Genomic DNA, 23793 nt, shown 5'->3' with positions numbered 1-23793 from the left:
CCGGGGAAACGGTAGAATTTTTGCATGATCAATGTGGTGGTGGCCGATGATGAACTCCCTGCAGTAGAAGAGATCTCCTTTCTGCTGAACCAAGATTCGCGGATTGGCAAAATCCACCGGGCCACCTCCGGGGCCGCGGCCCTGAAGGCGCTGGAGGAAAATGATGTTGATGCGCTGTTCCTCGACATCCACATGCCGGCGCTCTCCGGCCTGGACATCGCCCGGGTCATTTCCCGCTTCACCCATCCGCCGCTGATTGTTTTTGTCACCGCCGACGAGGACCAGGCGCTGCAGGCTTTCGAGCTGGCCGCCATCGACTACGTGCTCAAGCCCATTCGCCCGCAGCGCCTGGCCGAATCCGTGCGCCGCATCTGCGAGCTGGTGGAAGAAACCCCCGCCAAGCCGGAAATGATCACCGTTGACCAGGGCGGCATCACGAAGCTGATCCCGCGCAGCGATATCGCCTACGTGCAGGCCCAGGGCGACTACGCCCGGCTGCACACCCAGGATTCGAGCTACCTGATCCGCGTACCGCTCAACGACCTGGAACAGCAGTGGGGAGAATCCGGCTTTGTCCGCATCCACCGCTCCTATTTAGTGTGCATGGACAAAATTGAAACGGTCCGCCTGCAGACCGGCAAAGCTGCCGTGGTCGTCTACGGCGCGGAACTTCCAATTTCCCGGCGCGCCCTGCCCTACCTGCGCGAGCGCCTGGCCGCCAACCGCGTTCGCCCGCTGTAAGAACCCGGGCCCCAAAGTGCAGTCACCCGATTCCGGCCAGCAGCGCCAGCCTCCAGAGCCTCCCGGGCGTTTTGCCCAGCAGCGTCCGCAACGCGTGCGCGTGCAAGCTCCCCAGGACGCGTCGCTGGCGCCCCCGAACCAGCGCCCCGAGCATACCGCCGAAGAGTTCTACGTCCGCCAGCTGATCCGCTCCCAGCTGCGCCTGGCCTGTGCGGTGGCCGCCGGCCTCTTGGCCCTGCTGGTGGGCATCTGCTCGCTGCTGGTGCTCTGGCCGGTGGTCTCGAATATCCAGCTGTTCGGCATTCCCCTGCCATGGTGGGTTTTGGGGGTGGGCATGTACCCGCTGATCATTGTCGCCGGCATGCTGTACAACCGGGCGGCGGCACGCAATGAGCAACGCTACCGGAGCATCAGCCGTGGATAGCCTGCTTTCTGTTTCCGCGCTTGTCGTAGTCTGCCTAGCCACCATGCTGATCGCCTTTCATGGACTGCGCATCTCGCGCACCACTTCCGACTTCTACGTGGCTTCGCGCACCGTGCGCCCGTGGTGGAATGCCTCGGCCATTGGCGGCGAATACCTCTCCGCGGCCTCCTTCCTCGGGGTGGCCGGGCTCATCGTGCTGTCGGGGCAATCCGGGTTGTGGTTCCCGATCGGCTACACGGCAGGCTACCTGATGCTGCTGCTCTTCGTGGCCGCGCCCTTGCGCCGCTCGCGCGCCTACACGATCCCGGATTTTGCGCAGATACGCTTCGAGAATTCTCCGGTGCTGCGCAAGTTGACCACCTATCTCGTGGTGGTGATCTGCTGGCTGTACATCGTCCCGCAGATGCATGGGGCAGCGCTCACCCTGTCGATTGCCACCGGTCTTCCCAGCTGGGTCGGTCCGGTCGTGGTGGCTGCGGTTGTCTGCGTTACGGTGCTTTCGGGCGGAATGCGTTCGGTGACCTTTGTCCAGGCCTTCCAATACTGGTTCAAGCTCGCCGCACTGGTGGTGCCAACTATTTTCCTCTTGGTGCGCGCCCTCCCCGAGCAGTCGGCCGGCGAACGCGCCCAGAACCTTTTCGCGCAGCTGGAATCGGTGACGACCATGAACCTGTACGAGACCGTGTCGATTATTTTCGCGCTGCTCTTCGGCACCTTGGGCCTGCCCCATGTGCTGGTGCGCTTCTACACCAACCCCACCGGCCAGACCGCGCGCACCACCACTGTGATCGTGCTCTGCCTGCTCTCCGTGTTCTACCTTTTGCCCACCACCTTGGGCGTGCTGGGGATTTTGTATACCCCGGAGCTCGGGGCCAGCAATGAAACCGATGCCACCATCTTGCTCTTGCCGGCCCGGCTCTTTGACGGCTTCCTCGCCGACGCGCTGACCGCCATCGTGGTCGGCGGCGCCTTTGCCGCGTTCCTGTCCACCACCTCGGGCCTGGTGGTATCCCTGGCCGGTGCGATCTCCCAGGAGTTCTTCTCTGGAACGGTGCGCGGATTCCGGATTTCCACGGTGCTGGCCACCGCCCTGCCGGTGCTGATCGCGGTGCTCACCAGCTCGCTGGCCCTGGCCGGGGCCATCGGCAATGTTTTCGCCTTCACCGCCTCAACGATCTGCCCGCTGCTGTTGCTGGGGATTTGGTGGCGTTCGCTCACCGCCCGGGGCGCCATCGCGGGCCTGCTGGCGGGGGCGATCAGCTGCGGCGCATCGCTGTCGATCGGGATCTTCCTGCCGGCGATGGATCACTGGGGGATCCACCTCTTGCGCCAGCCGGCTGCGTGGAGCGTGCCGCTGGCCTTTGCGGTGATGGTCGCGGTCTCGCGCGGCACCCAACGGGCGGTTCCAGGCAACGTCGACCGGGTTATGGCGTTGCTGCATGTACCCGATCGCGAGGCGAAGTTCTAGGCTGGGCCCGATTGGCCAGCAGCCCCAGCAGCACCCCGCTGAGCACCAGGGCCATGCCGCCCAGGCTTTGGATGCCAAGGCTCTCGGCGGCCAGCAAGGTTCCCAGGATCACCCCGGCCACCGGGTTCAGCAGCCCCAGCAGCCCCACCGTGCCCGAAGGAAGATGCCGCAGGCCGCTGAACCAGGCCAGGAACGCTATCGCCGTGGCAACCACGCTCAGGTAGCCGAATCCCAGTACCGCCTGCCTGTCAAGGGCCGGCGGCGGTCCCTGGATCAGCCAGGCGAAGGGCAGGAGCAGCAGCCCGCCAGCGACCAGCTGCCAGGCGGTGGTATCCACGATCGGCTGCCCGCTGGACCATTTTTTGGCCAGGATGAAGCCCAGGCTCGAGATGCCCATGGCGGTGAGCGACAAGAGAATTCCGAGCATGCTGATCCGGCTTTGCCCGTCGAAGACCATGATGGCCACGCCCAAAAAGCCCAATGCGGCTCCGATCAGCGGCCAGCGTTTGGGCCGCTCCCCCAGCAGCGGCCAGGCCAGGAGCATCAGCACCCCTGCGGAAACGGCCATGGTGGTTGACGCAATGCTGGAGGGCAGCAGTTGCGCCACCGCGTAGACCAGTGCGAAGAAGGCGCCGATGTTCAAGGTGCCGAGCACCAGGGATTTCCACCACCAGCTGCCTCGCGGAAGCCTGCGGCAGATCAGCAGCAGGATGAGTCCCGCGGGCAGCGCCCGGAAAACTCCGCCCCATAGTGCCGCATCGCCAGGCAGATACTCCCGGGTGACGTAGTAGGTTGATCCCCATGCGACGGGGGCGATGGCGGTGAGGGCCAGCCTGCCCAGCGGTAGGCGAAGAGCACGCCCGGGCATTAAATTAGTTTCCATGGAAACTATATTAGCTTCCGTGGAAACTATAATAAAGGCATGGAGCATTTAGACCACGTCGCACGCATCCAGCAGCAGTGGGCCACCGAGCGCCCCGATCTGGATCCACGGCCCCAGGGAATCATCGGCAGGCTGCATCGGCTGGCAATTTTCCTGCGGGAAGAAGTCTGTGCCGTGTATGCGGAACATGGGCTGACCGAGGCCGAGTTCGATGTCCTGGCGACCCTGCGCCGCAGCGGAGCACCCTATTCGCTGGCACCTGGCGAGCTGGCCGCCCAGACCATGGTCACTTCGGGAGCCACCACCAAGCGGCTGGATCGGCTGGTTTCGGCCGGCTACGTCTCGCGCCACAGCGAAGATGGCGATCAGCGCCGGCGGCGCATCTCGCTAAGCCCCGAGGGCAAGAAGAAGATTGATGAGGTCATGACCGACCACCTGGCCAATGAGGCCCGACTGATCGCCCAGCTTTCGTCTGCGGAGCAATCCGCGCTCGAAGGCGCCCTGAAGAGCTGGCTCAGGCACTACGAGCCGCCGCAAGGCTGACCGGCAGGGTGTTGCGCCGGCGGCACACGCAGAAAGGGCGGGCAGGAAATATTTCCTGCCCGCCCTCGCGGCTAGAATCCAGCGAACCTTGCGGCGTGCTAGTCGATGGAAGCCATCAGCTCGACCACGCGATCGAGGAAGGCGTCGACCTGGGACTCTTCGTATCCGTCGGTCCCTTGGGCCGAGCGGAATTCGACGCGGCGCACAGCATCCACGGCCATCGGCACATCATTTTCAAAGTAGTCGATGAGCTGGTCGCAGAGCCGATCGACATCTTCAACGTTGTAGCTTGAGGCATTGGTGCGCGACGGGCGGCGGAAGCGCTCGCCCTTGGCACGGTGCAGTCGGCCACGCAGAATAGCGGCCAGGCGCCCGACCTGCTGCAGCCAGACTTCCTCGCCCTGGTGGGAGATGAGGTCATCGCGTTCCCGCTTGGCGAAAACATCCTCGAGCCGATCCAGCGCACCGTCAACTTCACGGGCCTGGTAGCCGCCCTTCTGCGGGGCGAAGGTCGTTCGGCGGATCAGGTGGCTGGTGACCACGCTGTCGTCGTTTCCGCCGTCGTTAAAGGTTGCCCGGGCCCGGCTGAGGAACGCATCGACCTGCTTTGCGTTGTAGCCGAATTCCGAATCCGGTACGCGGGAAAACGGAGCATCTTGCTGCTGCGACACGACAGTTCCTTTTTCTCTAGAGAGACGTCAGTGGCGTGCTGCCCGACGGCGGCACCCCATCCATTCTATTTGCTCGAGCCCCACTTGGCTCAATGGCCACACCAGCGGCGGTGCCATGGGCGGATTACAAGACCGCAACGCTCCAGGCCAGCAGGTGCGAAATCAGGTATCCCAGGGGGATCACGAAAAGCACCGAATCCAATCGGTCCATGATTCCACCGTGGCCCGGGAGCAGGTTGCTCATGTCCTTGATGCCCAATTCACGCTTCACCATCGACTCCGCGAAGTCACCGGTGGTGGCCGCAATAGTGGTGAACAAGGCCAGGATGACACCGGTCCACCAAGGCATGTCGAGCCAGAACACCATGGCGCATGCGCCGATGGCCATGGAACCGGCCATGGAGCCGCCAAAGCCCTCCCAGGACTTCTTGGGCGAGATCTTCGGCGCCATCGGGTGCTTGCCGATCAGCACTCCCACGATGTACCCGAAGGTATCGTTGGCCACTGCCAGCAGCAGGATCGTGGCAATCAGCCACTGGCCGTTCTCCCCTTCGAGCATCAGCAGCGCGAAGGACAAGAGCAACGGGATCCAGCTGATAATGAAGACGCTGCTCATCACCGAGGCAACCGCGCCCTTGAGCCCCTCCATGAGCCTGAAGAGCAGGGCTACGAGGATGCAGGCCACAAAGCTGAAGCCCAGGGCCTCGACATCACCGAGCACGGCGCTGACCGGAAGCAGCAGCGAGGCCAGGTACAACGGCACCTGGGGAACCGCGGTTTTGGCGTGGGTCGTGGCCCGGGCAACTTCCCAGCAGCCGATGCCACTGAGCGCAACGACCGCAAAGACCAGCAGCGGCTCGTAAAGGAACAATCCCGCGAGCACCACACCGAGCAGCACCACACCAACGCCGATAGCTGCCGGCAGGTTGCGTCCTGCGCGCGAGGCCTTGGGCTCCGGGTTGCCGACCAAAAGCTCGGGCGGGATCGCTGCTTCCTGCGCATCCGGTTCGCCGGTTTCAGCCAGGTCCTCGGAATCGCTGTGCGGCGGCATCGGCTTCGAGCGCACTGTGTCGGCTTCGAAAACTATTCTGGCGCGCCGCTTGGCATGGGCGGCATGTGCCTTGTCCTTAGCCTCATGCCCCGTGCCAGCGGCGGGCTGGAGCTTGGCAACGCCGGGCTTCGAAGCTCCTGCCGAATCCGATGCAGGCTCGTTGCCGCCGGTCTTGGCTGGCTCCTGGCCGGCGTCGCGACGGGTCTTGCCGGCACGCTTTGAGGCCTTGGCCTCGGCTTCACGCAGTGCGCGAGCCTCACGCCGAGTCATCGGCTGGAGATTACCGGATGCCACTGAGGGCACCGCCGAAGCGTTGCCCTCAGTGTTCTCTGTCGAGCCTGGCATTAGACGTCCAGCAGCTCGGCTTCTTTTTTCTTCACGATCTCGTCGACTGAATCAACGTGCTTCTTGGTCAGCGCGTCGAGGTCCTTTTCTGCACGGGTGCCTTCGTCTTCGCCGATTTCGCCATCCTTGACCAGCTTGTCGATGGCGTCCTTGGCCTTGCGACGGTGGTTGCGCAGCGCAACTCGAGCGTCCTCGCCCTTGGCCTTGGCTAGCTTGACGTATTCCTTGCGGCGTTCCTCGGTCAAGACCGGAAGGGTCACGCGGATCATCTTGCCGTCGGAGGAAGGGTTGGCACCAACCTCGGGATCGCCCAGCGCCTTTTCGATTTCACGCATGGCGGTGACGTCAAATGGGGTGATGGTGATGGTGCGTGCTTCGGGAACAGCGAAGGATGCCAGCTGCTGCAGCGGGGTTGGCGAACCGTAGTAGTCGACCATGACCTTCGAGTACATGCCCGGGTGGGCGCGACCGGTACGAATCGTCGCGAAGTCCTCCTTGGCGGCGTCAATGGTGCGTTCCATCTTTTCGGCGGTTTCCGCCAGCGTTTCCTCAATCACCGGTACTCCTCAAGTACTTCATCTGTGCTTCCGCAACGGGAAATTAAATCTACTTCAATCCTAGGCCACGATCACCGATTAAACGGTGACGGTGGTGCCGATCCGCTCGCCGCGAATAGCCGCTGCGACGTTTCCTTCGCCTTCCATGCCGAAGACGAGCATGTCCAGCTTGTTGTCCTGGCACATGGTCATGGCGGTCTGGTCCATCACGCGGATGTTCTTCAGCAGGGCCTCGTTGTAGGTCAAGGTGTCCAGCTTGGTGGCCGTTGGATCCGTCTTCGGGTCGGCAGTGTATACGCCGTCAACACCCGACTTTGCCATCAGCACCTCGTCGGCGTCCACTTCCAGCGCACGCTGAGCGGCGACGGTATCGGTGGAGAAGTAAGGCAAGCCGGCGCCTGCACCGAAGATGACAACGCGGTCCTTCTCCATGTGGCGGATGGCCCGGCGCGGAATGTAGTTCTCGGCAACCTGTGCCATGGCGATGGCCGACTGCACGCGGGTTTCAACGCCGCACTGCTCCAGGAAGTCCTGCAGGGCCAGGCAGTTCATGACCGTGCCGAGCATGCCCATGTAGTCTGCGCGGGAGCGGTCCATGCCTGCGGCTGACAGCTCGGCGCCGCGGAAGAAGTTGCCGCCGCCAACAACGATGGCTACTTCTACTTCGCCTACGGTCTGGGCGATCTGCTGGGCAACGCCACGCACGGTGTCCGGGTCAACGCCGACCTTGCCACCGCCGAACACCTCACCGGAGAGCTTGAGCAGGACGCGACGACGTTTGGTTTCTTGGGTGGCTGGCATAAGTTGTCTTACTCCTGGAGGTCGGAATCAAGCTGGGGGTAGTACGTCCCGGTTCCCAAGTTATCTTGTGATCCGGGCTCAAGAAAAGGGAGGCGAGCCACCGAGTTATTTCTCGGTGCCCACCTCCCTTTGATCCTGGGCACTCAGATTCCTCTGAGCGCGTGCCGCTTAGTGCGTGTTATTCAGTGCCTGAAGCTTTAAAGCTTAGGCGCCGACGCGGAAGCGAGCGAAAGCAACTGGCTTGGTGCCAGCTTCTTCGAAGACCTTGGCAACGGACTTCTTGGCGTCCTTGGCGAAAGCCTGGTCAACCAGGACGATCTCCTTGAAGAAGCCGGTCAGGCGGCCTTCAACGATCTTGGTCAAGGCAGCTTCTGGCTTGCCCTCTGCGCGAGCGGTTTCGTCAGCGATACGGCGCTCGTCGGCGACCTTATCTGCTGGAACCTCTTCGCGGGACAGGTAGGTTGGAGCCATTGCAGCGGTGTGCACAGCAACGTCGTGCGCTACGGTTGCAGCAGCTTCGCTGTCTGCATCCACAGCCATCAGAACGCCAACCTGAGCTGGCAGGTCCTTGCTGGTCTTGTGCAGGTAAGCGGCAACCTTGGCACCCTCGATGCGGGCAACGCGGCGGACAACGATCTTCTCGCCGAGGATTGCGCCCTCTTCGATGACGGTGTCGCCGATGGTCTTGCCGTCCAGCTCGTAAGCCAGCAGTGCTTCTGCATCTGCAGCGCCGGAAGCCACAGCGGCATCCAGGACCTTGGCAGCCAGAGCGATGAACTTCTCGTTCTTTGCGACGAAGTCGGTCTCGCAGTTGATCTCGACCATGACGCCGACGTTGCCTTCGACCTTGGCAGCAACCAGGCCTTCAGCGGTCGAACGGCCTTCGCGCTTGGTAGCGCCCTTCAGGCCCTTGACGCGAATGATCTCGATGGCCTTCTCGGCGTCGCCGTTTGCCTCGTCCAGAGCCTTCTTAACGTCCATCATGCCGGCGCCAGTGCGCTCGCGCAGTGCCTTGATATCAGCAGCGGTGTAGTTTGCCACGTGCAATCCCATTCAGCTAGGAGTTTCAAGTTTGATTTGCTTGTGGGACGGGTCGGTTCTCCGGCCCGTCCCACAAGACTTGGCGGAGCTTGCCTCAATCAACACGCTAGTGTCCCGAGGCAAACTCCTAGAGTCACGCAGGTGACTACTTGGCTTCGTCAGCCTCGGTTGCAGCTTCCTCAGCAGGAGCCTCAGCCTTGGCCTTTTCGCCCTCAAGCAGTTCGCGCTCCCACTCAGCCAGTGGCTCAGCGGCACCCTCGGTCTTGCCTGCAGCCTTGTTGTTCTTGGCGATGAGGCCTTCGGCCACAGCGTCAGCAACAACGCGGGTCAGCAGGTTGACGGAGCGGATAGCGTCGTCGTTGCCTGGGATTGGGTAGGTAACTTCGTCAGGATCGCAGTTGGTGTCCAGGATGGCCACAACTGGGATGCCCAGCTTCTGGGCTTCGTCGATAGCCAAGTGTTCCTTCTTGGTGTCAACGATCCAGATAGCCGAAGGGGTGCGGGTCAGGTTGCGGATACCACCGAGGTTGTTCTGCAGCTTGGTCAGCTCGCGCTTGAGCAGCAGAAGTTCCTTCTTGGTGTGACCGGAGCCAGCAACGTCCTCGAAGTTGATCTCTTCCAGTTCCTTCATGCGCTGAACGCGCTTGGAGACGGTCTGGAAGTTGGTCAGCATACCGCCAAGCCAGCGCTGGTTCACGTATGGCTGGCCTACGCGGTTAGCCTGCTCAGCAATGGATTCCTGAGCCTGCTTCTTGGTACCAACGAACAGTACGGTGCCGCCGTGAGCAACAGTCTGCTTCACGAACTCGTAAGCGCGGTCGATGAACGACAGCGACTGCTGCAGGTCGATGATGTAGATGCCGTTGCGCTCGGTGAAGATGAAGCGCTTCATCTTTGGGTTCCAGCGACGGGTCTGGTGGCCGAAGTGGACGCCGCTGTCAAGCAGCTCTCGCATGGTTACGACTGGCATGTCGCAACTCCTTTCAGCAGTGGCGGACCGGGCACACGTGCGCCCGCGGTAACTGCTCTTGTTTGTTCGGGTTGATGCAGATAGCCATTGTGGTTATCCGCCCTAGTATGAGAGCCGAAGATGCTTGGCATCTCGCCGTCAGTCCACCGATTCTCTCGGACCACTGGAACCTCAGGCCACAGCCCTAGTTGGCCATGGAACCTCATACGCGAAGTCAATCTCTTGCCTGCTGCATCCAATTTTGGACACACCTATGACAGGAAACTGCTGTTTAAAGTGTACTACACCCCGCGCTTCGCACAGCACGCAGAACCGTGATCTAGAGCCCATCAGATTACCCACAATTCGACTCGACTTCTTGTCCACCCGGTGGCCGCCGCCGGACGCTGAATAGATGAAAACCCAAGCCGCACTGAAACAAGCCAAATTCCTGCTGCTCGCCATCAGCCTCGCGCTGGCTGCCAGCGGTGCCTCATTGCCAGAACAGCTCCCGCCACTGCCTCATGCTTCGCTAGCAACAGCCAACGGCTGGCGGTGGCCGCTAGCGGGTGAGCCAAGGATCGCCGAACCCTTTGATAAGCCAGCGGAAAATTGGCTGCCCGGACATCGTGGCGTTGATCTGGCGGCTAGTGAAGGCGACAAGGTTTTTGCTCCACAGCGAGGGCAGGTTACCTTCGCATCAACTGTGGTGGATCGCCCCGTGATGGTTATCGATCATGGGAACGGATTCAAAACCAGCCTCGAACCGGTCCAGGCACTCGCCAAAGCCGGCGATTGGGTTGATGCCGGAGCGCAGGTAGGCACCGTGTCCACCGGGGCTCACTGCTCGGCACGGTGCATCCACTGGGGTGTGCGCTTGAATGGCGAATACATTGATCCGGTCCTGCTCATCCGCGATATGCGACCGTCAATCCTGTTGCCGCTGCACCCATAGGCAGCAGTGTTCCTGCTGTTTTCCTTGACGAGCGCCGTACGAATGAAGGAATCTAGGCCGAGGCGAGGAGGAGTCGGGCGGGCCATGAAAAAAGCGCTGATCATCACCGGGTGCGCCATCGCCTTGCTCCTTGGCGTTAGCTACGGCTTGTGGCAAGACGGGGACAAACCTGATTTCGGGATGATTGCCTGGATTCTTTTTAGCCTGGCACTGGTAGCCGGCTTCACCCGCGGGCTCATCGTTGTACGCCGCGCTGGCAAACTTCGGGAAGGCTTCGAACCGCTGCGCGATGCCAGCACGACTTTTGAGAATATGACTATGGGCAGAGCCCCAGACGCCCGCCCTGATTTTTCCCCACACCAGGGCCAGCGCCTTCCCAAAGATCCCGGGGACTGAAATGCAAATCGCCCGACAACTCGTTGACACGAATTATCGGGCGACTTTCATCGGTAGGGAGTATGGGACTTGAACCCATGACCAAGGGATTATGAGTCCCCTGCTCTAACCAACTGAGCTAACTCCCCACATGTGTTCGCAACGCATAGCTACAACCACACTCGAAATATTCTAGGGCATCACTAGCCAAAACACCGATTTGGCTCACCGCAACCGGTCGCACGCGTCAGTGCGTTGAGACTTCTTCGCCTCGATAAAGCGCTTCGAAGGAGTTCATGGTCTTCTTTTGTGCGTGGTTCAGCACCTTGCGGTGTCCGGCCTCGCCGAACTTCATGCGCTGCGCATCATCCATGGACAGAACCCTGTCCAGCTTCTCGGCCAGGTCCTGCCGATCCCCTGGCTTGAACATGTAGCCGTTGACACCTTCATCAACGAGGTGCGGCAGGGCCATCGCGTTGGCCAAGACAACGGGCTTGGAAGCCGAAAGCGCTTCAAGTGTCACCAGCGACTGCAGTTCAGCGGTGCCCGGCTGGCAGAAAACGTCGCAGCGCAGGTAAGCCTGGCGCAGCTCTTCATCACTGATATGCCCCAGGAAGCGCACCCGATCGCGAATTTTGAGCTCATCAGCGATCTTTTCAAGGTTGCTCCGCTGCTCGCCACCGCCAACGATCTCGATGATTGCATTGGGCACTTCGCGCATCAGAGGCAATGCCTCGATCAGTTCGTTAATATTCTTCTCAACCGCTAGCCGCCCAGCGAAAAGGATCGTTGGAAAATCATTCTTCATGATCTCCTCCCCCGGGGCCAGCTCATAATTGCCGACTTCAATGCCGTTGGACAGCGGCAAAACATTCATCAGCTTCGCCCGTTCGCGCATCGCTTTGGCGGCCAAGGGAGTCGGCGTGGTGACTGCATTGGCCCGGCCGAAGATCTTGCCCATGTCCCTCCAGGAGTTATGGGCCACGATGCGCTTGAACCAGCGCGGGAAAGGCAGGAATGGATCAAGGTTCTCCGGCATGAAGTGATTGGTCGCCACCGAGCGGACCTTGTTTTTTCGAGCCCACCCGATGGCGCGCTGGCCGATCATGTAGTGGCTTTGCGCGTGGATAACATCCGGCTTGATCTCGGAAAGCAGCTTGTCGATCTGCTTGTTCACTTCCCATGGGAAGGCGATTCGGAAATACTCGTGGGTTGGCACCGAATGGGATTCCAACCGGTGCACGATGGCCTCGTCACGGATTTCCGTGAAGGTTTTGCCCTTGTTTCCGCGTACCGCAAGCACGTGCACCCGGTGACCTCGTGCATGCATCTCGGTGGCGAGACGGTAGCAAAACATCGCTGCGCCATTCACATCCGGAGGATAGGTGTCAGCTGCAATGACAATGGTCAGTGGTTTTTCCTTGGCCACGGGCATCCTTAGTCGTTCATAAGAATTTGGGTTTGATGAAAAGTCTGGATCTTCAGTCTATTTCGACTCTGGCAGTTGTTTATCAGCTTCAGCCCGGTTGCGCCGCTCGATAACGTCCGGGTGGTGGCGGGACAAGGCAGCTACACCCACAATGGCAAGAGCCGCGGCAACGAGCATCAGCACCGTGACAAGCGCTGGGACATCGGGGCGCAATTCGCCGAGGATACTGGCTCCAATGGCGATGCCGATGATCGGGTCTATAACGGTCAAACCCGCAATCACCAATTCGGGAGGGCCCTTTGAGTAGGCCTTTTGAACAAAATAGGAACCGAGCAGACCTGCTACGACAACGGCTAAACCTGCGATCCATGGCAGCTGCAGGAAGCTGCTATTGCCAATTCCCAGAACCGCGATGGCGATGGTTCGCACCAGGACTGCGACGAATCCAAAGAGCACGCCTGCGCCCACGATAAAGAAGATTGCGCCGAGCTTTCGGTGGAAGAGGATCGTGGCCAATCCCACGATTGCCACCACCCCAGCGAGGATCATTTCGATCAGGTGCGATTGCTCTTCGGTGACTGCATGATTGCTATTGGTTGCGGTCACTGCCAGCAGGACGAATCCGACTGAACCAAGCATGCAGCTGATGATCGCCACCACCGTAGGGCGATTCATCGTAATGCCTGTTTCCCTGGCATTGACCATCGCTGTAATGACCAGGGCGATGGCGCCAATTGGCTGCACCACCGTCAGTGGCGCGCTGGCCAAGGCGAAGACGTTCAATGCCATGCCCAGGATCATCAGAAGCAGTCCGCCCATCCAGCCTTTATTGGTGGCGAGCTTTCCAGCGTTCTTGAGGGTCAGTTCCAGCCCATCAACGGAATTGCGAACCGCGATGGATTGGAAGTGGGCGCCAAAGGCAAGACAAAAGGCACTGCATAGTGCCGCTGCAATAGCGATCCAGACCATGTCAGTGCCTTTCTAGCCTAAATTCTTCGTACATGACGCGGCAGCTCAGTTCCAGTTGTCGCCGTAGCGCTGCCCCGTCAGCCGATAACTCAGGAGCGCTTGAATAGGGCGCGAATAACTGCGCCCAGTGCCAGCGTTGAACCTGCCATCACCAGGTACGGTCGTGCCTGTTCTAAGCGTTGGCCATTGGCTCTGTCAGCCTCCGATTGATCTTCGGAAGACGAAGACGCAGGTCGGACGAATCCACGAGCCTTGGCGGCCGCACCGGAAACTTTGTCTCCGGCGCTTTGCGTAAAGGAGCGTACTTTATCGATCTTGGCCAGAGGCGCCTGAACGCTCTCGCCAAGGTTGTCGCGCAGTGCCTGAATCTGGCGGCGACGACGACGGGTCCGGAGGATCAATTCGTCAGCACTTGGTGCCGGCGGCTTTGGTTCCTTCTTCTTGTCGCTTTCTTCGGCATCATCGGACTTCTTCTTCAGCGGTTCATCGAGCGTGCTGACGTCGAACTCGCTACCATCCTTGAGCACGCCCAAGTCATGGCGAATACCTCTAATTGCAGCTTCTGGCTTAAGCGGCAGCGCCTTCTTGACCTTGGCGTATCCAACCAAGCCCAAAATGGCGGCGACTAGAAGGAAGAAGCCGGCAACGATCAACGCCGCAGCCCATCCAGGCAGCCAGATAGCCAAAACATTCACCAAGGTCACTACGACGGCAACGACAAAAAGCGAAACTACGACGAGTGCAGCACCAGCGAGTGCTGCCGCCATGCCAAGGCTGATTCCCTTGCCCTTGAGTACAGTTGTCGCGAGCTTGATTTCATCCGAGAGCTGTTGCGGAACAAGCTCCTTGAGTCCTTCAACCTGCGCCTTAGCACTCTTGACGCTCGACTTCAGGCTTTCGTCAGCTTGCGTCGATTCAGCTTCAGTCATGGTTTCTCCATATTCTCGATCGCGCAGCAACCGGTGTATCTCACGCTAACACCCCGGCTACCTCAATCGACTCAGTCTTCAGGCGTAAAACCCACAGCCCGAACTCATGCTATGGGTGTAACTGTTAACGATTCGAAAGTCTATCGTCTAATCACCTGAGGTTATAGGAGATCCAGCCTGTGACGAGATTTCAGTTTAAATACTTCAGCCGCACTCAACGCGGGGAAAACAAAAAACTTCCCAGCTACCTAAGTAACTGGGAAGTTTTTTCTTGGCTCCTCCAACTGGACTTGAACCAGTAACCCTTCGATTAACAGTCGAATGCTCTGCCAATTGAGCTATGGAGGAATGCAACGAGTAATACTTTAGCACTGGCCAAGTCAGGTTTTCAAATCGGGAGGCTGCCGGATCGCAGGGCCTGAATTATCGCCAATTTTCCGCGCTTTAATCTGCCTGAACCCTCTGCCGCACGGGTTGAATCAAGAATCTATTTCCTGTGATCTGACGCATACTTCGCGAGTTCCAGCAATTGTTGTGCAGAGCGTTCCCACGAGTAGTGCTCGGCGCGTTGAACTGCGCGGTGAGAGTATTCCATCCAGGTGGCAGATTCATCCAAGGTGCGCACCTGTTCAGCGAATCCTCTCGCATCATCTGGCGACGCATAGAGCGCCGCGTCTTCGGCAACTTCCCTGAAGATCGGCATGTCGGTGACAACCACAGGAGTTCCCATGCTCATGGCTTCCACCAACGGCAGCCCATAGCCTTCTTCGCGCGAGAGCGTGACCAACGCGGTGCACTCGCTGAGCATCTGCTCATACTCCTGGTCGCTAACTCCATCGTGGAATACGACGGCCGCCCCATCTGGAATCAGTTCCATTAGCTCCTGGCGACGCGGCTCTTTGATGCCGCTGAGCAGGTGCAGCTCATGCTCCGGCAGGTAGGCCATGGCCCGCACCAAAGTCTCGACATTCTTGTATTCCATGAAGGACCCCATATAGAGCAGGGTCTTCTTGGGTTTCGCGCTTGGATCCCGCCGCGCGAAGTCGCCCGTCGGCGCATTGGACACCAGGCCGATGCGCTGCCTGGTCAGACGATGCTTGCGCATGAGCCCAGCAGTCGTATTCGAGACGGTTGCCACCGCGTCGGCTCGATTCAGCAGCAGCCGTTGCGGCCAGTAGACCTGGTGGAAAAGGAACCATCCGATACGGATCGGCATAGGCAGGAATTTTGGCGCGTGCGGATGCGCGTAGTAAATCAGGTCATGAAGGGTCAGGATGACCGGGAATTTTCGGCCCAGGGTCCCCATGGTTTGCATGGGCGAAAACACCACGTCGGCATCGAGCTTGTTGATCTGCAAGGCGACAAATGGCTCAAGGACACTGGTCGGAGCCGAGATCTTCAGGTAGGGCACATCGGGAAGCATGGCCAGCTGGCGGGTGTCGTTAATGAGCATGGTGACATCGGCCAACTTGCTGGTGGCCGCAATCAGCCCAGCCGTATAGCGGCTGATTCCGTCATGGTGGGTAATGCGGGTGTATCGTGCGTCGATAACAAGTTTCACGTGCGCAGTTGCCTTAGGTATCTCGGTTCCAATACTTTCCAGCCTAGCCGTTCGATGCGTCGCGCAGGATCACAAAACCGAGCACAGCGAGCACGCTCGCAATCACCCAGGCAGCCAGCGCAGCTTGTGTTCCTGCGGCGGTTCCCAAGGCCCCACCGAGCATGCCGCCAATGGGAACCGCGCCGAAGGTCAAGAGGCGGCGAGCGCTGAGCACCCGTCCCAGCGCGTGTTCGGGCACAATTTCAACCAGCCATGACGAAGCCGAGACGTTGAGGATCAGAGCAGCACTCCCCCACCCCAGCGCATGAACACCCAGCAATCCGATGCTCCACGCGTCGCTCGTAAACGCCGCGGCCAGGACCATCGAGGCCAGCACTATTTGGGCAAGTCCGGTGCACAGAATCAGGGCAGGTGATGAAAACTTTCCGCTGATTCTGGTGGCCGCGAGCGCTCCGATGAGCCCGCCCGCACCCGAGATCGAGGCATAGAGCCCGAACCCCGCTTCGCCATAGCCGAGGTCGCTGATGACAAAGATCGCTTCCACGGATGACCCGATGGCCAGGCCGAGATTAGACAAGGCCGCGGCAACAGTGGCGGCGAGCAGCTGCCGGTTCGCAACCAGGTAGCCAAGGCCGGCCAGCATTGAGCTGGAACGGGCGCTTTTGACCTGAACCGGATCGGCCATTTGGTTCTCGCGATAGTCGCGAATTCTCCACGCCATCATCAACGCCAAGGCGCACAGGGCCGCGGCGGCACTGAGCAGCGCTGGCGCACCAAATAGGGCAAAGCCAGTACCGGCAAGCGCTGGAATAATCACCGTCATGCTTTGGTCCGCAGCGCTAAGCCGGGCGATGAGCTTGCTGATGCCCAGGGTCCGCGATTCGGAGTCGTCGCCAATCAATCTGGGCACTGCCGAAGTTTGCGCCGTCTCCGAAAAGACGTTGCAGATTCCCAACAGCGTACACAGGACCAATCCCATGGCGATGTCCAATGCTCCGCTCATTGCGAGCGCCGCGAGACATGCCAGGACAGCAAATTTTCCCGTCATGCCGATGCGCAATACCTTCAGCGCCGAGCTTCTATCAACAAGGTGCCCGGCCGGGATGCTGGCAAATACGAAGGCGAGCGATCCGAGCGTGTTCAGCAGCCCCATCTGCATGGCTGTTGCTCCCAAGGTTCCGACAAAGAGCAGGTCAATGGTGATGTCGGTCAGCGTGCGCCCAGCAGCGTCGGTGGCATTCGAGCCCACTAGATAACGCTGGCTCTGCACATGCTGTTCGGGCTCATCCATTGCGGCTTGTTCTCCCTTGCTCTAACTGCTTGAGCATATAGAATTGCCCGCAATTTGCAATCGAACGATTAGCGTTACTTAACAAAGTGGCAAACCAGAGGATTTCATTCCACCCCGCCGCGCTCGCCAAGAAAATTTGAACCTTCAAACTTCAGGTCAGCAGGCAATCTACCACAGGAGGCGCAGGGCGTACCGCAAAATGTCTAAAAAATCTCATCCGCCCAAAAGTTGAGTTTCTCGGCTTGCATTAACTAATTGCTTTGTGTTGTTAATAGATTCTTGTTAGGTGAGCCTGACCAAATATCTATTGACTCTATCTGAGGAGCATGCTCTTGGGTGCCTCACTACCTACCCTGCAAATCCCTGATGTCCCACTCCCGCTCTACGACGATGCGCTACTCTGCGCGGACACCGCAGGCGCCTACGAAGAGGCTTCATATCGCGCGGTGTCCCTCGTTGCCGACAAGTTCGCAACCGTCAACGCCCCCACTACCGGGCCGAGCCCGCAGCAGATGGCGGCCAAGATCAGCCAGGTCGATCTGCGCTCGCCACTGGGTTCAACGGAACAGTCCTTCAGCGAACTCAATGATCTCTACCTCAACGACGCGGTCTACTTCCATGACACGAAGTACGCGGCTCACCTGAACTGCCCCGTTGCCATCCCCGCCGTCGTTGCCGAAAACTTCGTCACCAGCGTCAATACGTCGATGGACACCTTCGACCAGAGCGCCGGCGCCACCTTGATCGAACGCAAACTTATCGGCTTCACTGCCGAGCTCATTGGTTTTGATCCTGGCAAGGCCGACGGGATCTTCACATCCGGTGGCACCCAGTCAAACTTGCAGGCCATGCTCATCGCGCGGAACACTGCGACGGCCAAGCTCCAGGGTTCCCTGCCCGAACGCCTGGCCAAGCTGCGGATCTACTGCTCCGAAGACGCGCACTTCTCGATCCGCAACGCCGCCATGCTTCTGGGAATGGGCTACGAAGCGGCTGTTGCCATCCCTACCGATGCCCAGCACCGCATGGATGCCCAGGAGCTGCGCAGCCGACTGGCCGAAGACCTCAACGCAGGCCTTGTCCCCATGGCCATATCGGCCACCAGCGGCACCACCGACTTCGGCGCCATCGATCCGCTGAACCAGCTGCGGGCAATCGCCACCGAGGTCGGGGCCTGGCTGCATGTTGATGCGGCCTACGGCTGCGGATTACTCGTCTCGAACCGGCACCGCCACCGCCTTGATGGAATTGAGCAGGCTGACTCGGTCACCGTCGACTACCACAAGTCCTTCTTCCAGCCCATCGGCTCCAGCGCCCTGGTCGTCCGTTCAGGTTCAAGCTTCGAGTCCATCGCGCACTACGCCGAATACCTGAACCCGGCCGCCGAGGCCGCCGACACCCCCAACCAGGTATCAAAATCCCTGCAGACCACGCGCCGATTCGACGCGCTGAAATTGTGGGTCACGCTGCGCACGCTCGGAGCCTCGCGGCTGGGCGAAATGTTCGACCAGGTCATCGCGCTGGCCGAAGATGCGCAACAAGAAGTGGCGATGCGCGCCCAGCTCCATTTGGTGGCAGATGCCCAGCTAAGCACCCTGGTCTTCTCATTCGAGGATCCAGAGCACCGTCTGGAGCTGGCCGAGCATAACGCCCTGGCCAACCAGATCCGCCACCGCCTGTACTCCAGTGGCGAAGCAATGATCGCGGCCACCACGGTGGCCGGAAAGCGCCTGCTCAAGCTCACCCTGCTCAACCCGAACACAACGCTGGCCGACATCAGCGAAATCCTCGATGCCATCTGCCGCATCGGAACCGAAATTCTTGCCGAACGCACCACCGGAGACAAATAATGAATCAACCTAGCGAGCACTTCGACGTCATCGCCATCGGGGCCGGCCCCTTCAATCTGGGTTTTGCCGCCTTGACCGAGGGCATCGAGGACCTGAAGGTCGCGGTCCTCGACGCCGCTGAAAAGTTCGTCTGGCACCCGGGGATGATGCTACCCGGAACGCATCTGCAGGTCCCTTTCATGGCGGACCTGGTCACCCTGGCCGACCCTACCAACAAGTATTCGTTCCTGAATTACTTGAAGCGCCAGCAGCGCATCTACCCGTTTTACATCCGCGAAGACTTCTACGCGCTGCGCCAGGAGTACTCCAACTACTTGGCCTGGGCCGCGGAAAGCATTCAGAGCGTGCGTTTTGGGCACCGGGTGCTCGAGGCCGAATACTGCGAGGGCCTATACCATCTCTCGGTGCTCACCGAGGCCGGAATGAGCCACTTCACCGCGCAGAAACTGGTGCTTGGCACCGGCACCCAGCCCTACCTCCCGCCCGTGATCAGCGACGAGGCCATGAACACCGGCAAGGTGGTGCATTCGAGCAACTACCTCTTCGGGCGCGATGCGCTCTTGACATCGAGCCAGGCCACCCGGGCAAAGGCCATCTGCGTTTTAGGCAGCGGGCAAAGCGCCGCTGAAATCTTCCTGGATCTGCTGCGCAATCTGGAGGAGGAAGACCACCTGATCTGGGCTACCCGCTCGGAGCGCTACTTCCCGCTGGAATACACCAAGCTCACCTTGGAAATGACGTCGCCAGAATATATCGACCACTTCCACGCCCTGCCGATGGCCAAGCGCGACGAGCTCTCCGCCGAGCAAAAGGGCCTGTACAAGGGCATTAATGCGGACTTGATCAACGAGATCCACGAGGAACTCTACGAACGCAGCATCAGCCAGGCCGCCAACGTCCACCTGCGCACCGGTTGCGCGGCCACCAGCATCACCGCTGCAGACCAGGGTATCTCGGTAAGCCTGCGACATGACCGCACCGAGCAGGACTTGGACTTCGTGGTCGATGATCTGGTGATGGCCACCGGTTACCGGGCAGGTGTTCCGGACTTCCTCGGCGGGATCGCCCAGCGCATCGACTACCTGGCCGATGGCCGGTTCAACGTGGACCGCGAATACTCGATCGGCCTTGGCCAGGACATCTTCGTGCAGAACGCCGAACTGCATACCCATGGCTTCACCGCACCGGACCTCGGCATGGGCGCCTACCGCAATTCGGTGATCATCAATCGGATTGCCGGGCGCGAAATCTACCCCGTTGAAGAACGCATCGCCTTCCAGGAATTCGGCGCCGCGGAACTGACCGGGCTGCCTACCGCCGCCCCTGCCACATCGCATGCCTAAGGAGACCCACTTAATGAGCACCTTTACCTTCCGTTCTGTCGAATTACCCCAGGACACTGCCTTGCTGCACTCCTGGATCGCCACCGAACACGCCGCATTCTGGGGCATGCCCACCGCGACCGAAGCAGAAATTGTCGCCGAATACAGCTCGTTGCTGGCCACCGAAGATTATGAAGTCCTCCTCGGACTCGATAGCTCCGGGGCCGCCCGCTTCCTTATCGAGCTGTACAACCCGGCCACCTCGCCACTGGCCGGGGCCTACAACTACGTCCGCGGTGATCGCGGCCTGCATTTCCTCGCCCCGGCCAGTGAGCACCCGCAGCCAGGATTCACCCTTGAAGCGATGACCGCCGCGGTGAATCATGCATTCGCCCGGCCCGGCGTCGAGCGGATCATCGTTGAACCAGATCTGCGCAACAAGGCCATCCATGCGCTCAACGCCCGCGTCGGCTTCACCCCAATCCGCCCCATTGAGCTTTCCGAGCACGATGGATCGATCAAGCAGGCGCTGCTCTCGATCTGCACCCGCAATGATTTTGAAACCGCGACCGGCCAACGCCTTGAGTCCTCCTTCCTCTCCCCCGAGCGCTGGGATATCGCCAATCGCCACGTGCTGGCCAAAGCCCTGGGCGAGTTCTCCCACGAACGCTTGCTGGAGCCCGCCGATCAGGGCGAGGGCAGCTACTTGGTGCAGAAGGATGGACACCGCTATCTCTTTGCCGCACGCAAGTTCCAGCTCAATCACTGGCTGGTGGAGCCAGGCAGCCTGGAGCACCAGGAACTCATCGATGGGCGCTGGCAGCCTGCAGAGGTAGATGCCATCGACTTCGTGACGCGCTTCTATCGCGAACTGACGCTCTCCGAGACTCAGTTGCCCACCTACTTGGAAGAGCTGTCTTCAACACTCTCCAGCCATTGCTACAAGCAGGTTCATGCCACTCACGACTCCGCCGCCCTGGCGCAGTTCCCAGGCACCGCGGCACAGTCCTTCCAGCTCGTCGAATCCTCCATGACCGAAGGCCATCCGTGCTTCGTGGCGAATAATGGCCGCATGGGCGTGGGCCGCTGCGACTACCTGCGCTATGCGCCGGAAACCGGCGCTGCCCTGAACCTCGGGTGGGCTGCCGCGCACAAATCCCGTGCCCAGTTCGACTCCATCGACACCCTGGATTACGATTCGCTGCTTGGCAGCCAGCTGAACGCCGGCGAACGCGAACAACTGGAGCAGGCGCTGGACCGGGCGTTGTTCGGCACTGGCTACCGCGCCGAGGACTACCTTTTCATCCCGGTGCACCCATGGCAATGGGAAAACCGCCTGTCCATCACCTTCGCCAACGACATTGCCCGCAAGCAGCTGATCTGGCTTGGCACCAGCGGCGACGAGTACCAGGCCCAGCAGTCGATCCGCACCTTCTTCAATCTTTCCGATCCGACGCGCCACTACGTCAAGACCGCGATGTCCATATTGAATATGGGCTTCATGCGCGGCTTGAGCGCTGAATACATGAAGGTCACTCCAGCCATCAACCAGTGGCTGGGCGAGCTGTTCGAGAGCGACCCGGTGCTCTCTACCCAGCCGGTTGCCCTGCTGCGGGAAATTGCGGCCGTTGGCTACCGCAATCCGCAGTTCGAAGCGGCGACCGACAAGAGCGCAGCGCAACGCAAAATGCTCGCGGCCCTCTGGCGCGAATCGCCGATCAACCTGCTGGAAGAGGGCCAGACCCTGGCCACCATGGCCAGCCTCTTGCATGTGGATTCACAGGGCAAGTCCTTCGCCGCGGCGCTGATCCGGCGCAGCGGTTTGGACCCTGCCCAATGGCTGGCCCAATACTTCGATGCCTATCTGGTGCCTTTGGTGCACTGCTTGGCCGCCTACGACCTGGTCTTCATGCCGCACGGCGAGAACGTGATCATGATCCTGGAAAACGGCGCGGTGAAGAAGGTGCTGCTCAAGGATCTGGGCGAAGAAATTGCGGTGCTTTCCGACCGGGTTCAGTTGCCAGAAGAAATCCGCCGGGTACGCACCGGTGGAGATCCGGTTCTCTCGGTCTTCACCGACGTATTCGATTCCTTCTTCCGCTTCCTGGCACCGCTGCTGGATATCGAAGGCATCCTGCCCGAACAGGACTTCTGGAAGATCGTGGTTGAACGACTGCTGGATTACCGTGCCGAGCATCCTGAATTTGCGCAGCGCTTTGACGAGCTGGGGCTCTTTGAAAAATCGTTCCCGCTCTCTTGCCTGAACCGATTGCAGCTTCGCAACAACCAGCAAATGCTGGATCTGACCGACCAGTCAGGCGGCCTGCTCTACGCCGGCGACCTGGAGAACCCGTTGGCGTTTGCAGTGCTGGCCGCCAACTAGCGCTCATCAAAATTTGCATCGCGTCGCACAGTATTCGTGCGGCGCGATGCTTTTTGCGCTCCGTATCTCACACAAGCCTCATGCGCAGTTCTTCAACTGCCTCGCCCTCCAGCTGCTGCAGGAATGCTGGCCTGCCTGCCATAACCATCACCAGATCCAATAGCTTGCCGCGCACCACAGCTCCGTGCCCAGCAGTGAAGGAGTCGTCCGTGGCGATGAGCTTGAGGCCTTTGATCAAGGTTTTGCTGTTAACGGCAAAATCCTGTGTGGAATAGAACCGGGCAACTTCACGAACCGCGGCAGGGTCTGGTTCCAGATTCAGGCCCAGCGCAACGGCTACGTCCTGGCCGTGGACCACGATTTCTCCCAGCAAACCCGGCACCGAATTGAAAAACGCCCTGGATTGAGTGCAAGATCTATCGAAGTTTTGCAGGGTTTGCCTTGCCGAGGTTCCCCAGTATTTATTCAAGAGCCGATCGTTGTGCCGATCAGTATTAAATCCGCTGAGCACCATATTCAGCAGCCATTGGCCAGTCCCGGTTGAACCTGCCGCCGCGAGGTGCGCGGCTACATGGCGAACGCTCCAGGCCTGGCTCAACGTTGTGGTTTGCCACTGGTCCGGGTCGAGGCCATTCAGGAGCAGCGAAAGCCTCTGGCGCTCGCTTCTCACCAATTCCCAAAGCTGTGTGGATTGCATGCGGCGGCTTTCTCCTCGGTGGTTGCCTGTTTCCCCTACCCTACCGACCAGGTTGATCTTGCAGCGCTTTTGATTTGCTCTTGTCACGCCGATCTTTGGAAACGTCACCAGGCCGCTGCAAAAATTTTCGGTACTAAGTGTTGCTATATACCGCTACTTAGTTCTACTATCTACTTGTACTCAATAACACTAAGTAGATAGGAGGTTCGCAATGGCATCACAAATGACCGAGATGCTCAAAGGAACCTTGGAAGGGATCGTCTTGGCCATCTTGGCCGAACGTCCGGCCTACGGCTACGAGATCACCACCGGATTGCGGGATCGCGGTTTCACAGATCTCGCTGAAGGAACCATTTATGCACTCCTGGTGCGCATCGAGCAGAAGAAATTGGTTTCAGTTGAAAAGGTGCCCTCCGAAAAAGGGCCGCCACGCAAGGTCTTCACCTTGAACGACACCGGACAACAGCAGCTCTCCGACTTTTGGGCTACCTGGAACGTATTAGTCTCCCGCATCAATGCCCTGCCCCAACCCGACAGCAACGACGAAAGCAAATAATC

The 23793-nt window shown here is 59.9% G+C and carries 23 protein-coding genes and 2 tRNA genes; 10 read left to right on the top strand and 15 right to left on the bottom strand.

Annotated features, from left to right (window positions below; all coding sequences use genetic code 11):
* The first annotated feature begins 24 nt into the window (after positions 1-24).
* From AC6CHO_RS10985 to AC6CHO_RS10975, 3 genes are read left to right on the top strand one after another with little or no spacing between them, the layout of a single operon-like run.
* The gene (locus AC6CHO_RS10985) at positions 25-741 is read left to right on the top strand and encodes a LytR/AlgR family response regulator transcription factor (RefSeq protein WP_498215031.1); all 717 of its coding nucleotides are present in this window, start codon (positions 25-27) and stop codon (positions 739-741) included.
* A 16-nt stretch (positions 742-757) separates the two neighbouring features.
* Positions 758-1165, top strand: a complete 408-nt coding sequence (locus AC6CHO_RS10980; RefSeq protein ID WP_498215030.1) for a hypothetical protein — start codon at positions 758-760, stop codon at positions 1163-1165.
* Entirely contained in the window at positions 1131-2633 is a 1503-nt protein-coding gene (locus AC6CHO_RS10975) for a sodium/solute symporter (RefSeq protein ID WP_498215029.1), read from the top strand. The genes AC6CHO_RS10980 and AC6CHO_RS10975 overlap by 35 nt, the downstream gene beginning before the upstream one ends.
* Here the strand turns inward: AC6CHO_RS10975 and AC6CHO_RS10970 are convergent.
* Positions 2590-3516, bottom strand: a complete 927-nt coding sequence (locus AC6CHO_RS10970; protein ID WP_498215028.1) for an EamA family transporter — start codon at positions 3514-3516, stop codon at positions 2590-2592. The two genes, AC6CHO_RS10975 and AC6CHO_RS10970, sit on opposite strands and share 44 nt — an antisense overlap.
* A gap of 39 nt (positions 3517-3555) precedes the next feature.
* On the opposite strand from AC6CHO_RS10970, the gene AC6CHO_RS10965 reads away from it, so the two are divergent.
* Positions 3556-4059, top strand: coding sequence for a MarR family winged helix-turn-helix transcriptional regulator (locus tag AC6CHO_RS10965; RefSeq protein WP_498215027.1), 504 nt, complete (start codon positions 3556-3558; stop codon positions 4057-4059).
* A 98-nt stretch (positions 4060-4157) separates the two neighbouring features.
* Here the strand turns inward: AC6CHO_RS10965 and AC6CHO_RS10960 are convergent, their stop codons facing one another.
* The 6 genes from AC6CHO_RS10960 to rpsB form a co-directional block, all read right to left on the bottom strand.
* On the bottom strand, positions 4158-4730 hold the full coding sequence (locus AC6CHO_RS10960; protein WP_060701019.1) for a DivIVA domain-containing protein: 573 nt from the start codon (positions 4728-4730) through the stop codon (positions 4158-4160).
* 124 nt (positions 4731-4854) lie between these two features.
* Entirely contained in the window at positions 4855-6051 is a 1197-nt protein-coding gene (locus tag AC6CHO_RS10955) for a phosphatidate cytidylyltransferase (protein ID WP_498215026.1), read from the bottom strand.
* 74 nt (positions 6052-6125) lie between these two features.
* Positions 6126-6683, bottom strand: a complete 558-nt coding sequence (gene frr / locus AC6CHO_RS10950; RefSeq protein ID WP_060701018.1) for a ribosome recycling factor — start codon at positions 6681-6683, stop codon at positions 6126-6128.
* A 78-nt stretch (positions 6684-6761) separates the two neighbouring features.
* On the bottom strand, positions 6762-7484 hold the full coding sequence (gene pyrH, locus AC6CHO_RS10945; RefSeq protein WP_498215025.1) for a UMP kinase: 723 nt from the start codon (positions 7482-7484) through the stop codon (positions 6762-6764).
* Positions 7485-7688: 204 nt separating this feature from the next.
* A complete protein-coding gene (gene tsf, locus AC6CHO_RS10940) occupies positions 7689-8525 on the bottom strand; it encodes a translation elongation factor Ts (RefSeq protein WP_444660494.1) in 837 nt (278 codons plus the stop codon).
* Positions 8526-8670: 145 nt separating this feature from the next.
* Positions 8671-9495, bottom strand: a complete 825-nt coding sequence (gene rpsB / locus AC6CHO_RS10935; protein ID WP_444660495.1) for a 30S ribosomal protein S2 — start codon at positions 9493-9495, stop codon at positions 8671-8673.
* Between the two features lie 394 nt (positions 9496-9889).
* Between rpsB and AC6CHO_RS10930 the strand changes: the two genes are divergently transcribed.
* Together AC6CHO_RS10930 and AC6CHO_RS10925 are read left to right on the top strand one after the other, a co-directional pair.
* On the top strand, positions 9890-10429 hold the full coding sequence (locus tag AC6CHO_RS10930; protein WP_498215024.1) for a M23 family metallopeptidase: 540 nt from the start codon (positions 9890-9892) through the stop codon (positions 10427-10429).
* A gap of 84 nt (positions 10430-10513) precedes the next feature.
* A complete protein-coding gene (locus tag AC6CHO_RS10925) occupies positions 10514-10825 on the top strand; it encodes a hypothetical protein (protein WP_498215023.1) in 312 nt (103 codons plus the stop codon).
* 54 nt (positions 10826-10879) lie between these two features.
* On the opposite strand, the gene AC6CHO_RS10920 is transcribed toward AC6CHO_RS10925, so the two are convergent.
* The 7 genes from AC6CHO_RS10920 to AC6CHO_RS10890 all read right to left on the bottom strand — a co-directional run bounded on the left by AC6CHO_RS10920 (position 10880) and on the right by AC6CHO_RS10890 (position 16983).
* Positions 10880-10953: transfer RNA gene (locus tag AC6CHO_RS10920), tRNA-Ile, on the bottom strand.
* Positions 10954-11051: 98 nt separating this feature from the next.
* Positions 11052-12239, bottom strand: coding sequence for a glycosyltransferase (locus tag AC6CHO_RS10915; RefSeq protein ID WP_498215022.1), 1188 nt, complete (start codon positions 12237-12239; stop codon positions 11052-11054).
* 51 nt (positions 12240-12290) lie between these two features.
* Positions 12291-13202: a DMT family transporter gene (locus tag AC6CHO_RS10910; RefSeq protein WP_498215021.1), complete on the bottom strand. Its 912-nt coding sequence runs from the start codon at positions 13200-13202 to the stop codon at positions 12291-12293.
* An 89-nt stretch (positions 13203-13291) separates the two neighbouring features.
* Positions 13292-14131: a phage holin family protein gene (locus tag AC6CHO_RS10905; protein ID WP_498215020.1), complete on the bottom strand. Its 840-nt coding sequence runs from the start codon at positions 14129-14131 to the stop codon at positions 13292-13294.
* A 272-nt stretch (positions 14132-14403) separates the two neighbouring features.
* Positions 14404-14479 (bottom strand) — tRNA-Asn (locus tag AC6CHO_RS10900).
* 139 nt (positions 14480-14618) lie between these two features.
* Positions 14619-15692 (bottom strand): glycosyltransferase family 4 protein, encoded by a 1074-nt coding sequence (locus tag AC6CHO_RS10895; RefSeq protein ID WP_498215019.1) that lies wholly within the window; start codon positions 15690-15692, stop codon positions 14619-14621.
* A 43-nt stretch (positions 15693-15735) separates the two neighbouring features.
* The gene (locus AC6CHO_RS10890; protein ID WP_498215018.1) at positions 15736-16983 is read right to left on the bottom strand and encodes an MFS transporter; all 1248 of its coding nucleotides are present in this window, start codon (positions 16981-16983) and stop codon (positions 15736-15738) included.
* A 326-nt stretch (positions 16984-17309) separates the two neighbouring features.
* Here AC6CHO_RS10890 and AC6CHO_RS10885 point away from each other — a divergent pair, with 326 nt between their 5' ends.
* The 3 genes from AC6CHO_RS10885 to AC6CHO_RS10875 are packed head-to-tail and all read left to right on the top strand — an operon-like array spanning position 17310 to position 22538.
* Entirely contained in the window at positions 17310-18833 is a 1524-nt protein-coding gene (locus AC6CHO_RS10885) for a pyridoxal phosphate-dependent decarboxylase family protein (RefSeq protein ID WP_498215017.1), read from the top strand.
* Positions 18833-20176 (top strand): lysine N(6)-hydroxylase/L-ornithine N(5)-oxygenase family protein, encoded by a 1344-nt coding sequence (locus tag AC6CHO_RS10880; RefSeq protein WP_498215016.1) that lies wholly within the window; start codon positions 18833-18835, stop codon positions 20174-20176. Before AC6CHO_RS10885 ends, AC6CHO_RS10880 begins: the two co-directional genes overlap by 1 nt.
* Positions 20177-20189: 13 nt before the next feature.
* On the top strand, positions 20190-22538 hold the full coding sequence (locus AC6CHO_RS10875; protein ID WP_498215015.1) for a GNAT family N-acetyltransferase: 2349 nt from the start codon (positions 20190-20192) through the stop codon (positions 22536-22538).
* Between the two features lie 67 nt (positions 22539-22605).
* Here the strand turns inward: AC6CHO_RS10875 and AC6CHO_RS10870 are convergent, their stop codons facing one another.
* Positions 22606-23235, bottom strand: coding sequence for a maleylpyruvate isomerase family mycothiol-dependent enzyme (locus AC6CHO_RS10870; protein ID WP_498215014.1), 630 nt, complete (start codon positions 23233-23235; stop codon positions 22606-22608).
* 211 nt (positions 23236-23446) lie between these two features.
* On the opposite strand from AC6CHO_RS10870, the gene AC6CHO_RS10865 reads away from it, so the two are divergent.
* The gene (locus AC6CHO_RS10865; RefSeq protein ID WP_498215013.1) at positions 23447-23791 is read left to right on the top strand and encodes a PadR family transcriptional regulator; all 345 of its coding nucleotides are present in this window, start codon (positions 23447-23449) and stop codon (positions 23789-23791) included.
* Positions 23792-23793 lie beyond the last annotated feature (2 nt).

Source organism: Glutamicibacter sp. GQ173 (genome assembly GCF_059759215.1).
This window is presented reverse-complemented; position numbering and strand designations above follow the sequence as displayed.